We start from the raw sequence: 13529 nt of genomic DNA on the forward strand, positions 1-13529 counted from the left end.
TGGAGGGGGTAGTTCCTCTCCCGAGGCCGGGTGTTCGTTCTCGCGTGGCAGGGCTGGTCGGCGTGATCGTCGTGGCTGGTCGGCCCAGTGGCGGGTGGGAAGGGGCGCGGGCGGCGCTGGTCGTGTTCGGCCGCCCGGCTGGAGCCGCCCCGACGGTAAGGGAGAAGACCTGTGAGGACACCGTTCACTTCCCTGGGCCGGGGAGGGCCGGGGCGGCTGCCCGCCGCGCGCGCGGCCTTCGTGGTGCTGGTGGCCACGACGAGTGCGTTCACCGCGCCGTTCCCCGCGGGGGCGGCCGACGCCTCGCGGGACATCTCCCGGACGGTGCTGCAGAGCGGTCAGAAGGCGTACACGCCGGGCCTGTACATCTTCGTGGTTCCGGCCGGGGTGACCCGGATGACCGTGCGCGTCTGGGGCCGTGGCGGCACCGGAGCGGGCGGTGGCGGGGGTGGGGGAGGCGGTGGCGGTGGTGGTGGTGGAAGCTACCCGCCCCTGATCGCCAACCCGGTCGGTGGTGGGGGCGGGGGCGGTGGTGCGGGCGGCAGTGGCGGGGGCGCGGGTGGCAGCGGCGGCAGCGGCGGTTACACGGAGTGCACGACCGCCGTCACGGCGGGAGACAGGTTCGAGGTCTACGTGGCCGGGCCCGGCAGGCCGTCCGGGGGCGGCGGTGGAGGTGCGGGCGGCCTTGGAGGCGCGGCCGGCACCATCGCGACCAGCGGCCGGGCCGGCACCGCCGGCGCGGGCGGCGGCGGAGGAAGCGCCGACACCACCGGACCGATCACCGGCATCGCGGGGCTCAGCACGCGGGTCTTCGCGAAGCCCGGCGGCAACGGGAGCGCCGGGGGCTCCGGCTCCGGCGGCGGTGCGGGACAGGGCGGGGAGAACGGCAAGATCGGCGCGTCGGGGGGTGCGGGTGGTGCCGGAGGTGTGTCCGGCACCACCGGACGAGGGGGTGCGGGCGGCGGGTCGGCGTCCGCCTCCCCCATCACGCGCTGTTCGGGGACGCTGACGCAACTGCCCGGTAATCCCGGGACCGCCGGCCAGTCCGGTGCTGCGGGCGACGACGGCATCACCGGCGGCCAGGGTGTGGAGGGCAGCCCCGGTTCGGGCGAGCGCGGCGGTTCGGGCGGCGCCGGCGGAACCGGTTCCACCGGCGCCGCGGCCCCGGCGGCCTCCGTCGCCCCGCCCGCCGGCACCGGTGTCGGAGGAAGCGGCGGCAACGGCAGCGCCGGCGGCACGGGAGGCCAGGGAGGAAACGGCGGCGCCCCGAGCCCCAACCCCGGCTCGCAGCCGGGCGGTTCCGGCAGCGGCGGCGGCACCGGTCGGCAGGGTGGCGCGGGTGGCCCCGGCTACATCCTGATCACCTGGTAGCACATGTGCTGCCTGACTCCGCCCCGCAGACCGTCCGGGAGGCCGCTGCGGGGCGGAGTCAGGCGAGGCTGAGGGAGACGTCCTCGCGGCTACGTGGGGGGCGCACTGCCCGATCCGGAACGCCACCTTTGCGGCGGGGGCCAGGCCCGTGCGTGCGGCGGCGGCCCCGTCGGGCGGGGCTCAGACCTGGATGAGACTGAAGTCGAAGAAGTTGTCCCCAGTGAGGGCTGTCACCCCGCCGGGGTCGGTGCACGAGCCGGTGAAACCGGTCGGCGCGAAGCTGCTGTCGTAGTTGTTGAGGGGTGCGACGGTGCTGGTCGCGTTGGTGATACCGGTCTCGTGGTTGGAGATGTCGCCGGAGGCCGAGGTGCCCTTCCCGCCGCCCTGGAAGGAGACTGTGGTGGTGCCGACGTTCCTGTTGGAGGCGTCGTACCAGGTGAAGGTCGCGTTGCCGTTGAAGGAATCAGTGGCGCCACAGGAGAGCGTTCCGGAGCCCACCGCGACGACGGTGCCGTGGTCGACGTTCGGATAGGCCCCGGACATGCTTTCGCAGTTGATGAGGTTGCCGGTGAGCGTGTAGCTGTTGGCGGCGGGGGTGTCGGTCACCCCCTTCGCGAATGTCAGCGCGGCGTCCTTCGCCTCGCAGGTGAGGTTGTCGACCAGTGACGTCGCGTGCGCGGTACCTGCGCCCGCCGCGCAGAGTGCGGCCAGCAGACCGCTGGCCGTGCTCGTGGCCATGAGGCTTCTCATCATCGGATGTTGCTCCTTCTGCTGAGTTCGGTTGTGCGATCCGGCCGCGTCCGGTCTCGGCGAGACTCGGAGGGCCAACTTGCGCTTCCGGCCGCCCGGTTGTCGGGATGATCGGGGTACGGTGACCGCCGGTCACGCCCTCCGGCGGTGTTCCGCGGGTGGAAGACCTGCGGTGGGAGGCCGGCTCTGGCGTGGTGGTTCCAGAGGCGGAGTGGTGCTGTTGCCCGGTTCAGGACTGCGGTGCAGTTCGGCCTTGGCGGCCGCGGCGACACCGATCCCCTGACTCAGGGAAGTCGCGCGACTACAAAAAGTCCGCATGCGTCCTATATGCCATGCCTCCGCTCCCGCCGCCACGCCGGCGGGGCCTTTGGGGTCGACCGGTCCTGCATTCCAGCGGTAAAGGCAGCACGACCGTCACCGTGTCACGGCTGGCGGGTGGGGAGCTCCGCCCGTTGGCCGACCCATTGGAACGACCCACCCGAACGAGGTAGTTCGCGTCGAAAGCGCAGCGGTGCCATGGGAGTTGGCACACGATGCAGCCATGAGACTCCATGGTCCCCTCGGTTCCCGCCCCGGCGGGTTCCTTGTGTCGTCGCCGATGTCGGCCTCGGGTGGTGGGCCCGCTTCCGGGCGCGCTCGCCGGCGGGCCCTGCTGTGCGTGCCCGCCGCACTGTGCTGCGTCCTTGGTGTGACCGCTGCCCCCGCTCAGGCCGAGGTCGGCAGGGCCGGGCCCCGGGCGGCGGTCGATCAGCCCCACGGCCAACAGGCGTACTCCCAGGCCGGCAAGTACTCGTTCACCGTGCCGGAGGGCGTCAGCACCGTGACCCTCTACGCGCTCGGCTCCGGCGGGGGCGGAGCCGCCGGGGGCGGAGGCGGCGGTGGGGGCGGCGGTGGTGGGGGCGGGAACTGGACCTTCCTGGGCCACGCCACGGGCGGCGGTGGGGGTGGCGGAGCGGGTGGCGGAGGGGGCGGGGGAGGAGGAGGCGGTGGCGCGGGGGTGTTCGTGACCTGCGCCGTGTCGGTCACTCCCGGAACGGTCCTCTCCGTCACGGTCGGCAAGGGCGGCCCGCCGAGGAGGAACAACTCCCAGGGTGGTACCGGCGGTGCCGGGGGCCGGGAGGGTGCCACCGCGCGGCCCGCCAAGCCCGGTGCCGCGGGCACCCCGGGCAGTGGGGCCAGCCTCTTCAGCCCGGACGGAAGCTACACCTACGTCCGCGCGAGCGACCGCTCCGTCGAACTCCTCTTCGGCGGCGGCCACAGCGGGTTCCCCGGCGAGCCGGCCGGTGCGGGGCGGGGCGGCCGGGGCGGGGAGGCGTCCACCGGCTCGCTCGGCGGCGCGGGCGGAGGCGGCGGGACCGGAGCCGCGGGTGGTCCGGGCGGCCGGGGTGGGAGCGGCGCCGCGTTCAGGGCGTCCCCGAAGACCTGTGGCAGGAACACGGTCTCGGTGAGCGTGGCCCCGGGCGGTTCCGGGGGCTCCGGCCAGGCCGGCGCGGCCAGCGGCGACGCCGCCCCCGGCGGACACGGCGCCAACGCGCTTCCCCCCGGCGGCCGCCCGGGCGGCGGCGGCAATGGATCCCGCGGCGGTCAGGGTGGCACCGCCGGCGGTGCGGGCGGGATCCCGACGGTCGCTCTGCCGCCCGGCGCCACCCTGCCGCCCGGTGTCGGGCGGGGCGGCGCCGGCAGCGACGGCACCGACGGCGGCGCCGGCGGCTCGGGCGGCCACGGCGGCGAGAATCCGCCCGGTGAGGACGACGTCCCCGGCGCCGGCGGGGCCGGAGCCCGGAACCCGTCCGACGCGGCCGGCGGCGGCGACGGCTACATCCTCATCGCCTGGTAGTACCCGCTGCCCCGTGCGGCGGTGTTCCGATCGGGGTTGCCCACGTCGCACCGGCGCCGGTGCGAGGACATGGACCTGTGCTCACCCCGGCGCCGTGAACGGTCCTTCCAGGTGGCGTCGCGCGCAGGGGATGACCCGTGCGGTGCGCCCGGTCGAGTGCCTCGGCCGGTTGGCTCAAGGCTTCGAGCTGACCCGCGGATGGGGCGGAAGGGCCGGAGAGGCCGCCTCCACCTTCTGGTGGAAGCGGCCTCTCCGGTCTGTGGAATCATGGTCGGGAAGGTGTAAACCCGCTAATTCCTCGGTGTCTTGACGGTTCGTCAGGTCGTCAGACGACCGGAAGGCGCGGGGTGCGCGGCGGCTCCGTGCGGCGGTGCCCGGTCGACTCGAAGGCGGCGGCGAGTCGGAGCAGGCTGTTGTCGTCGTAGGCGCGGCCCGCGAAGGTCAGTCCGACGGGCATGCCGGTGTCCGTCATGGTGCCCATGGGGACGGTGACCGTCGGGATGCCGAGGTGGCGGGGGGCGAGGTTGCCGTTGGCGACCCAGACGCCGTTGCGCCAGCCGAGGTCGGCGGAGGCCTCGTTCACGTCCATGTCCGCGGGGCCGACGTCGGCGACGGTGGGGAAGACCACGGCGTGCAGGCCGAGTTCGTCCATCCACGTCTCCAGGTCGATCCGGCGGGTCTCCTCCAGGCCGCGCAGGCCTTCCTCGAGGTGCGGCATCTCGGTGATCGACGCATAGGGGTTGTCGCGCACCAGCCGCGGGTAGTCGGCGATCCCGTCGTCGAAGCCGGCGTAGCGGTCCGGCAGTTCGCCGGGGTGCTTGGGCCAGATGAGCGCGCCGTCGACCTCGGCGAGGGTCGCCAGCGCGGGGTCCCCGTTGGCGCGCAGGAAGTCGTCCCAGGCCCAGGCGGAGAGGTCGAGGATCTCGTGGGTGAGGAAGTCGCGGCTGACCAGGCCTCGGGTGAGCAGGGAGGGCGCGCCGGGGCGGTCCGACTCGTAGTTGGTCACCACGGGGAAGTCGACCTCGACGACCTCGGCGCCGGCGGCCTCCAGGTCGCGGCGGGCGGCCTGCCACAGGGCGATCACCGAGGCGCGGGTGTCGATCGGCTGCCCGGTCTGGCCGCCGATGCCGCCGTCGGGGTTGGTGCCGGCGTCGGGGTCGGCGTTGATGTACATCCGGGGGACGCCGACGCGCCGGCCGGCGAGCGTCGCGCGCGCCGCTGCTGCGTCGGCGGGGGCCAGCGCCGGGTAGGAGGCCGGACGGACCTGGGACGGCGCGGGCAGCGGGATCCAGGGCTGGGCGCGCCACAGGTCGCCGCGGGTGTCCGGGTCGTCGGCGACGATGACGTCGAGCAGTTCGAGCAGGTCCGCCATGGTGCGGGTGTGGGGGACGACGACGTCCATGGTCGGGACGAGCGGCCAGTTGCCGCGCACCGAGATCACGCCGCGGCTGGGCGTGTAGGCGCACAGCGCGTTGTTGGAGGCGGGGGCCCGGCCCGAGGACCAGGTCTCCTCGCCGAGGCCGAAGGCGCCGAATGAGGCGGCCGTGGCGGTGCCGGAGCCGTTGGAGGAGCCGGAGCCGTAGGCGCTGGTCAGCCAGTCGGCGCTGTACGGGCTCTCCGCGCGGCCGTACACGCCGCGCTGCATGCCGCCGTTGGCCATCGGCGGCATGTTGGTCAGGCCGATGAGCACGGCCCCGCCGGCGCGCAGGCGCTCGATGGCGAAGGCGTCGCGCTGGGCCACGAGGTGCTCGAAGGCCGGTGAGCCGGCGGCGGCGGTGAGGCCCTCGGCGAGGTAGCTGTCCTTGGCGGTGTAGGGGATGCCGTCGAGGGGGCCGAGGGTCTCGCCGCGGGCGCGGCGGGCGTCGGAGGCCTCGGCCTCGGCGCGGGCGCGGGGGTTCGTCACGACCATCGCGTTGAGCGCGGTGGCGGTGCCGGGCCGGTCGTAGGCGTCGATCCGGGCGAGATAGGCGTCGAGCAGGCCGACCGCGGTGGTCTCGCCCTTCTCCAACGCCGCGCGCAGGTCGGCGATACCGGTCTCGACGACGTCGAATGCGCGTGTCATGCGGGTGCCTCCAGGGTTTTCGGTTGAACGGTCCGAGGTGTCGGGCCTCGAAGGTGCGGCGCTGGGCCGCTGGTGGGACGTGACCCCGCCCGGGGGATGGGATGCAGCTTCGCACGCGTCGGCCGAGCGGTGCCGCCCGGGCCGACGCCGGCTACAGGACGGCGGGGGCGAGTTCGGCGGTGTGCGGGTGCTCCTGGTCGGTGTCGGTCATGCGGCGGTCGGGGCGGCGCGCCAGCAGGTAGGCGAGGCCGGCGAGGGTGACGGTGCCGACGCCGAGCGGCGCCGCCCAGATCTGGTACCAGGGTGCTCCGGCCGGGGCGAGGATGGCGCGCGGCCAGCAGATGTTGACCAGCTCGAAGCCGGTCCACAGCACCGCGAGGACGTTGAGCGGGGTGCCGAGGCGTCCGTAGTCGACCGCTCCGGCAGGCGTCCAGGTGCCGCGCAGGCGGGCGACGAGGGCGACGAGGGCGAGGATGAAGAACGGCACGAAGATGGCCGCGCTGCCGAAGGTGATCAGGCTGCCGATGGCCGAGGTGTTCAGGCCGAGCACCAGCGCGGCGCAGCTGACCGCCGTGGCGGCGACGAGGCCGCCGATCGGCGCCTTGTGCCGGTTGACCTTGCGGACGTGGCGGGAGAAGGGGAAGACGTCGTCGCGGGCGAGGGAGTAGAGGCCGCGGGCGGCGCCGCCCTGGGAGGCCATCAGGCAGGCCGTGAAGCTGATCAGGACGACGAGGACGAAGGGCTTCTCGGCCCAGCCGCCGAAGGCGTGGGTGACGGCGGTGGTGACCGGGTCGAGGTCCTTGACCGCGACGACGTCGGCGGGGTCGGGGTGGGCGAGTTCGACGGAGACCGCGTTGAGGATGACGACGAGTCCGACGCTGAGCAGGGACCACCACATCGCCCTGGGGACCTGTCGGGCGGCGTCCTTGGTCTCCTCGGCGGTCGACACGCAGGCGTCGAAGCCCATGAAGGCCCAGCCGGCGACGGCCAGGGCGGCGAGCAGGGCACCGGTGTCGCTGATGCCCAGCCCCTTCGGCGCGTTCAGGAAGTCGGTGAGCAGGGAGAGGCCGTGCTGCCGGAAGACCAGCAGCAGGGTGAGGCCGACCAGGACGGAGGCGACGGCTTCGGCGGCGATGCCCAGGCCGACGAACCAGCGCAGGAAGTTGATGCCGTAGGCGTTGACCAGGGTGCAGCAGAGGATGAAGCCGGCCGAGACGAGGACCTGTTCGGTGGGCGTCGGGACGGTGCCGAAGAGCGCGAAGAGCCAGGGCGAGGCGAGGTAGGCGACGGTGGTGTTGCCGAACATCACGGCGAACTGCCACATCCAGCCGCTCAGCCAGGCGACGGCCGGTCTGGCCAGGCGTCTGCTCCACTGGTAGGCGCCGCCGGCCAGCGGCCACTGCGAGGCGAGCTCGGAGTAGACGGCGACGACCAGGCACTGCCCGAGCAGGCACAGCGGCAGCGCCCAGACCCAGGCCCCGCCCGCGACGCTCATGCCGACCTGCACGGCGGCGTACAGCCCCACGACCGGGGAGACGACGGCGAAGCCCATGGAGATGTTTCCGAGCACGGTCAGGCTGCGCCGCAGCTCCTGCTGGTAGCCGAGCGTGGCCAGCCGGTCGGCATCGGTCGGGGTGGTCTCGGCCACGGGCTGCGCCTTCCAGATAAAACTAACTTTGTTAGCAACCGCTGTTGATCTGGCACGATAGCCTCCGGACACGGGGAGCGGAAGAGGGGATTTTTCGGTGGGCCGACCGAGCAGGGCAGTGCTGACCCGCGAGCGGATCGCGCTCGCCGCGCTCCAGGTGGTGGACGAGGACGGCCCCGACGGCCTGACCATGCGGGCGCTGGCGGAGCGGCTCGGGGTCAAGGCGGCCTCGCTCTACAACCACATCCAGAGCAAGGACGAGCTGGTCGACGCGGTCTCCGGGCTGGTCAACGACGAGATCGACCACACACCGCTGGGCGATCCCGACTGGCGGGCCGGCCTCGCGGCGTACGCGCGCGGCTACCGCGCGGTCTTCCTCAGGCACCCGAACGCCATCGCCCTGCTCGCCCGCCGCCGCGTCGAAGCAGCCAGCGCGCTGCGCGGCTACAACGGGCTGCTCGCCCTCCTCGGCCGGGCCGGCCTCGGCCCCGCGGACGCGGCGGAGGTCGCCGCGGCGGTGGACTACCTGGTCCTCGGCTCCGCGGTGGAGACCTTCGCGGCCGGCTTCACCCGGGCACCGGCCGAGTACCGGCCGGAGTACCCGGCGCTCGCGGACGCCCTGGACAGCTCCTTCGCCCGCGGCGGCGGCGCGACGGGCCTCGACGACCGCGGGTTCGAGCTGGGGCTCGGTCTGCTGCTCGACGGCGTGGAGCGGCGGACCCCGTAGGGCCGGGGGTGGTCGTCGCTTCCCCGGGACGGGACTGAGGCTCCTGGTCCCCGACACCAGCGTGAGGGCACCGGCCCCGAGCGCCCCGCAACCGGACGGGCGGGACGTCGGCGGAGTCGTCGGACTGGCGTGCCCCTGCGGCAGGTGCCGTCTTGTGTCAGCCCCTGGGGTGCCGCTGCCGCTGCGAACTGTCCGTCGGCATCGGGAGGTTGCGCAGTGTCAGTGCGGCCGGCGGAGGCAGCGGTCCGTTGGCCGCGTCGGCGCGGAACGACTGGAGCAGGTAGGCCACCAGGCGCCGGGACGCCGCACCGTCGTCCGGCAGGGCGGTCACCAGGGCGCAGTGTGCCAGCAGGACCACGGTGAGGTCGGAGGGGTGGAAATCGGCCCGCAGCGCGCCCGAGGCCTGGGCCCTGCGCACCAGGGTCGTGAGGTCCCGCTCGGCCCGTCGCCGGGACTGCGCGTGCTCCGGCGTGCTGTCCGGGAAGGCCGTGACGAACGCGGCCGGGAAGCCGCGTTCCTCCCGTTGCAGGGCGCAGACCGTCTCGACCAGCTGCTGGAAGCCCTGCCACGGGTCGGGGGCGGCCAGCGCCTCGGTGAGCGCCCGCGAGCAGGTCTCCATCTGCCGCGCGAACGCGCCCCGCACCAGGGCGTCCCGGGTCGGGAAGTGCCGGTACAGCGTCGCCACGCCGACCCCGGCCCGACGGGCCACGGTCGCCATCGGGGCGTCGATCCCGTGCTCCGCGAAGACCGCACGGGCGGCGACGAGGACACGTTCCCGGTTGCGCCGGGCGTCCGCCCGCACCCCGTCCCGGGCTGTGATCCGAGAGGATTCCGCCATCACTGTCTCTCGCTTCCGGTCGAAACGGACGATTGCGTCCACTTGAGAGCCTACGGTCGCTGCCAGATCCCTACGGCCCCCGGCGGCAAGGCGGAACGATGAACGACCACATGATGAAGGCAGTGCTCTACGACCGCTACGGCGGCCCCGACGTGCTCTACACGGGCCGCGTGCCACGCCCCGAGCCGGCCCGCGGCGAGGTCCTCGTGAAGGTGCGCGCGTTCAGCGTCAACGGCGGCGAACTGGCCGTCCGCTCCGGCCGTCTCCGCCTCCTGAGCGGCCGGACGTTCCCCAAGCGCGTCGGCCTGGACTTCACCGGCGAGGTCGCCGCACCGGGAGCCGGAGTCACCCGGTTGGCGGCCGGCGACCGCGTCTGGGGAGTCCTGGGCCGCACCTCCGGGTTCGGCAGCGCCGCCGAGTACGTCACCGTGCCCGCCGAGCGGGTCGGCCGGCTCCCCGACGGCCTCGACCCGGTGGACGCCGCCGCGCTGCCGGTGGCCACCGCCGTCATCACCGCGCTGCGGGACAAGGCCGGGCTGCGCCCCGGCGAACGACTCCTCGTCCGGGGCGCGGCGGGCGGTGTCGGCAACGCCGCCGTCCAGCTCGGACGGGCGTACGGCGCCGAGGTCACGGCCCTCGCCCGCGCGGCGAGCCTCGACTTCGTCCGCGGGCTCGGCGCGCACCGGGCCGTCGACCACCGGACCGTGCGCTCGGCCGAGTTGGGCCGCTTCGACGTGGTCCTGGACGCCGTGGGGCCCGACCTGCGGGCCTTCCGGCGCCTGCTGACCCCCGACGGGCGCATGGTCGCCCTCGCCTTCGACCCGAAACGGCCCGCCGCGACGTTCGGCTACGTCGCGGCCAGCACGGTCCACGGACAGAGCCGGGTCCGCTTCTTCAGCGGCGACCCCAAATGGGCGGACTTCGACGACCTCGCCCGCCACGTGGCCGAGGGCAAGCTGCGCCCCGCGGTGGACACGGTCTTCCCCCTGGAGGAGACGGCAGCGGCACACCGGGCGCTGGAGGCGGGCGGCGTCCGGGGCAAGTACGTGGTCAGGGTCGGGTAGGAGCCGGTGGAGGTGCTGATCGCAGTCACCCGTACGGGTTCGTGCGGCCTCATCTGAGCAACGGTTTCAAGGGGTCGTAGGACCAGGACGCCCACGTTCGGCGCAATCGCGGGTTGGGGCCGGTTGGCGGCGTCAGGCTGCGCCTCGTTCTTGATCGCGGCAGTGTCGGAGGCCCGGGGTTGTCGTCGCGCGTGGCGGTCCGCCGCTGGTCGTCATCGTCCCGTTCGCCGCTGTCGCAGGCCGCCTACGGCCGGCTGTTCTCCCTCAAGTCGAAAGGCCCAGCATGACGCAGAGCACCGCCCAAGCTCCCGCTTCCGCGGGCCCCCGGGGGCCCGACAGCCTGCCCGGACAGCGCGGCGTCGATCCGGCACCGGCCGGCGAGGCGGCTGCCGCCGTATGACGGGCCAAGGAGATGCCGAGGACCAGGACCCCACCGTCACCGACCCTGACCTCTACCGCATCGTCTTCGAGAACGCGCGCGTCCGGGTGCTCGAGTACCGCGACACCCCGGGGGTCAAGACCGGGCTCCACTACCACCCCGACAGCGTCATGGTCGTCCTGAGCACCTTCCGACGCCGCATGACCGAGGGCGACACCGTGGTCGAGGTCGAACGGACACGGGCACCTGAGGCGAACTGGCTGCCGGCCCGGACCCACGTCGGCGAGAACATCGGGACGACGGACACCCACATCATCTTCGTCGAACTCAAATGACCGGCTGCCTGGTGGGTGCCGCGTTCGCGCGAGCCTTGAAGAAGCCGATCAGTTCGCGGCTCAGGAGTTCCGGCTGTTCCTCCGACAGGAAGTGGCCGGCGTCGGGGATCCCGACGAACCGGATGTCGGTCGCGAGGCCTTCGTTCGAGGCGCGGGACAGCCGCCGTCCGCCCGTGACCGCGGCGCTGCGCGACCGGTTGCTGCGCCGTGCCGGTGCTGGGGTTCGGACGGCCGAGCCAGGGTGCCGCGGCAGAAGATGATCTGACGTGCATTCAGGTCCATGGGGCGAGCCGCCGGATGCTTCCTCGATGACCGACGGCGACCTGTAATTCCGTAATAAGTTGATTGCTGCTTCATGGGTGATCTGCGGCATACGGTCGTGTCAGCGCGGCCAACCCGCCTCCGCACGCACCCGCGAAGGAGCGCCACCCTGAACGCCCACGACGACGCCGACGGACCCCACCGCCCCGAACCCGGCCCCGAGCGGGAGCCCGGGCCGGTCCCGGCACCGCAGCCCTCCGCGGGCAAGCCGGCCGCCGGACCTCCGCCACCGCTCCCGCAGCCCGAGCAGCCCGACCAGCCCCCGGCGCCGCCGCGCGACCACACCGCGGAGGGACGGCGACCGGCCCCCCACGCGCCGACGCGCACAGCCCTCAAGGCCAGGGGATCCCGCCTGCGTGCCGCGCTCGCCGCCGGCCCCCCGCCCGGGCCCGCGCGCCCGGAGTTCTGGCGCAGCCCCTTGCGTGGCCCGTGGCTCACCTCGGTGTTCGGCCTGGTGCTGCTGCCCGGGATCACGGTGGTGTTCGTGACCGGGCTGCTGTCCTACGCCGCCTACAACCCCGACCTCGCCGCGGTCAACGACCAGACCCCGGACAAGGGCTGGCTCGGCTTCTACCTCTTCTCCTGGCCGACCAGCCCCAGCTGGCTGTACCGGTTGAACCAGGGGATCCACGTGACCCTCGGCATCGTGCTGGTCCCGGTGCTGCTGGCCAAGCTCTGGTCGGTCATCCCCAAGCTCTTCGCCTGGCCGCCGCTCCGCTCGCCGGCCCAGGCGGTCGAGCGCCTGTCGCTGCTGCTCCTGGTCGGCGGCGCGCTGTTCGAGTTCGCCACCGGCATCCTCAACATCCAGCTGCACTACATCTTCCCCGGCTCCTTCTACACCCTGCACTACTACGGTGCCTGGGTCTTCATCGGCGCCTTCGCCGTCCACGTGGTGTTCCGCGTCCCGGTCATGGTCCGGGCGCTGCGCAGCCGGCGCCTGCGCACCGAACTGCGCACCGGCGCCGCCGACACGCTGCCCGAGCCGCCCGACGGCACCGGTCTGGTCTCCCCGCGCCCCGCCCCCGCGACCGTCTCCCGGCGCGGAGCCCTCGCGCTGGTCGGTGCGGGCTCCCTCGCGCTGTTCGCGGTGACGGTCGGTCAGAGCATCGGCGGATGGTGGCGCAGGACCGCGCTGCTCGCCCCGCACGGCCAGGAGCCCGGCGACGGCCCGAACGGTTTCCAGATCAACAAGACCGCCGCCGTCGTCGGCATCCGCCCCGCCGACATCGGCCCCGACTGGCGGCTGACCGTCCGCGGCCCCGGCCGCGAAACCGTCCTCACCCTGGACCAGCTGAGGAGCCTGCCGCAGACCACCGCGGCCCTGCCCATCGCCTGCGTCGAGGGATGGTCCACCCCCGACCAGGACTGGACCGGCGTCCGGCTGACCGAGCTGGCCGCGCTCGTCGGCCTGACCGACAGCCCACCGGACGTCTTCGTGGAATCCGTCGAACGCGGCGGGTCCTTCTCCTCCACCGTCCTGCGCGACAACCAGGTCCGCGACGCCCGCTCCCTGCTGGCCCTGCGCGTCAACGGAGCCGACCTCTCGCCCGACCACGGCTACCCGGCCCGGATCATCGTTCCCGCCAACCCCGGTGTCCACAACACCAAATGGGTCACCCGCCTCACCTTCGGAGCCACCGGATGAAGCGCCGCAGCGGCCTCCGCGAGCGCTACGGCGCGTCCCCCCTGCACCTGCTCCTCCTCCTGTGTTCCTTCGCCCTGGCCCTGTACGCCGGGATCCGCCTCCTCAAGGGCGATCCGCTCGGCGTCGCGATCTGGTTCGTCGGGGCCGCACTGCTCCACGACCTGGTCCTGCTGCCGCTCTACACGCTCACCGACCGGGCCGCCCAGGCCCTGACGGGTGTCCGCCAGGCTCCCGCGGGCGGTACGCACCGGATGCCGACGGTCAACTACGTCCGCGTCCCCGCCTTCCTCTCGCTGCTGCTGCTGGTCGTCTGGTACCCGCTCGTCCTGCGTCGCGTCCCCGGGTACCGCTCCGCCACCGGCCTGGACCCGGACGTCTTCCTCGGGCGCTGGCTGCTGCTGACCGCGGCGTTCTTCGCCGTCTCGGCGCTCTGCCTGCTCGCTGCGACGGCCCGGCGGCGACGGTCGCACAGGCCTCGCCGCGAGCCGGCGGCGCGGGGACGTTCGTGATCCGTAAGGCATGGTGCCCCGGTTCCGGCCCGGTCCGTTCCTA

At 73.7% G+C, this 13529-nt stretch carries 12 protein-coding genes; 7 read left to right on the forward strand and 5 right to left on the reverse strand.

What is annotated here, in order from left to right; genetic code table 11:
- Positions 1-171: 171 nt before the first annotated feature.
- The gene (locus tag ACFVXH_RS35095) at positions 172-1371 is read left to right on the forward strand and encodes a hypothetical protein (RefSeq protein WP_387829986.1); all 1200 of its coding nucleotides are present in this window, start codon (positions 172-174) and stop codon (positions 1369-1371) included.
- Between the two features lie 180 nt (positions 1372-1551).
- Here the strand turns inward: ACFVXH_RS35095 and ACFVXH_RS35100 are convergent, their stop codons facing one another.
- Positions 1552-2109 carry a hypothetical protein gene (locus ACFVXH_RS35100; RefSeq protein WP_387829988.1) on the reverse strand — a complete coding sequence of 186 codons (558 nt, stop codon included), beginning with the start codon at positions 2107-2109 and terminating at the stop codon, positions 1552-1554.
- A gap of 700 nt (positions 2110-2809) precedes the next feature.
- Between ACFVXH_RS35100 and ACFVXH_RS35105 the strand changes: the two genes are divergently transcribed.
- Positions 2810-3958, forward strand: a complete 1149-nt coding sequence (locus ACFVXH_RS35105) for a hypothetical protein (protein ID WP_387829990.1) — start codon at positions 2810-2812, stop codon at positions 3956-3958.
- A 325-nt stretch (positions 3959-4283) separates the two neighbouring features.
- Here ACFVXH_RS35105 and ACFVXH_RS35110 read toward each other — a convergent pair whose 3' ends face one another.
- On the reverse strand, positions 4284-6020 hold the full coding sequence (locus ACFVXH_RS35110) for an amidase (RefSeq protein ID WP_387829993.1): 1737 nt from the start codon (positions 6018-6020) through the stop codon (positions 4284-4286).
- Positions 6021-6171: 151 nt separating this feature from the next.
- Positions 6172-7668: an APC family permease gene (locus ACFVXH_RS35115; RefSeq protein WP_387829996.1), complete on the reverse strand. Its 1497-nt coding sequence runs from the start codon at positions 7666-7668 to the stop codon at positions 6172-6174.
- 97 nt (positions 7669-7765) lie between these two features.
- Here ACFVXH_RS35115 and ACFVXH_RS35120 point away from each other — a divergent pair, with 97 nt between their 5' ends.
- The gene (locus ACFVXH_RS35120; protein ID WP_074003363.1) at positions 7766-8395 is read left to right on the forward strand and encodes a TetR/AcrR family transcriptional regulator; all 630 of its coding nucleotides are present in this window, start codon (positions 7766-7768) and stop codon (positions 8393-8395) included.
- A gap of 157 nt (positions 8396-8552) precedes the next feature.
- Here ACFVXH_RS35120 and ACFVXH_RS35125 read toward each other — a convergent pair whose 3' ends face one another.
- Positions 8553-9233 carry a TetR/AcrR family transcriptional regulator gene (locus ACFVXH_RS35125; RefSeq protein ID WP_387829999.1) on the reverse strand — a complete coding sequence of 227 codons (681 nt, stop codon included), beginning with the start codon at positions 9231-9233 and terminating at the stop codon, positions 8553-8555.
- 98 nt (positions 9234-9331) lie between these two features.
- Between ACFVXH_RS35125 and ACFVXH_RS35130 the strand changes: the two genes are divergently transcribed.
- On the forward strand, positions 9332-10297 hold the full coding sequence (locus tag ACFVXH_RS35130) for an NAD(P)-dependent alcohol dehydrogenase (RefSeq protein ID WP_387830002.1): 966 nt from the start codon (positions 9332-9334) through the stop codon (positions 10295-10297).
- 396 nt (positions 10298-10693) lie between these two features.
- The gene (locus tag ACFVXH_RS35135; RefSeq protein ID WP_380777173.1) at positions 10694-11011 is read left to right on the forward strand and encodes a cytoplasmic protein; all 318 of its coding nucleotides are present in this window, start codon (positions 10694-10696) and stop codon (positions 11009-11011) included.
- On the opposite strand, the gene ACFVXH_RS35140 is transcribed toward ACFVXH_RS35135, so the two are convergent.
- Positions 11004-11384 (reverse strand): alpha/beta fold hydrolase, encoded by a 381-nt coding sequence (locus ACFVXH_RS35140; RefSeq protein WP_380777174.1) that lies wholly within the window; start codon positions 11382-11384, stop codon positions 11004-11006. The genes ACFVXH_RS35135 and ACFVXH_RS35140 overlap by 8 nt on opposite strands.
- A gap of 300 nt (positions 11385-11684) precedes the next feature.
- On the opposite strand from ACFVXH_RS35140, the gene ACFVXH_RS35145 reads away from it, so the two are divergent.
- On the forward strand, positions 11685-12977 hold the full coding sequence (locus ACFVXH_RS35145) for a molybdopterin-dependent oxidoreductase (RefSeq protein WP_387830149.1): 1293 nt from the start codon (positions 11685-11687) through the stop codon (positions 12975-12977).
- Positions 12974-13486, forward strand: a complete 513-nt coding sequence (locus tag ACFVXH_RS35150) for a hypothetical protein (RefSeq protein ID WP_387830005.1) — start codon at positions 12974-12976, stop codon at positions 13484-13486. Before ACFVXH_RS35145 ends, ACFVXH_RS35150 begins: the two co-directional genes overlap by 4 nt.
- Positions 13487-13529: the final 43 nt, after the last annotated feature.

Source organism: Kitasatospora sp. NPDC058184, assembly GCF_042883725.1.
GTDB lineage: Bacteria > Actinomycetota > Actinomycetes > Streptomycetales > Streptomycetaceae > Kitasatospora.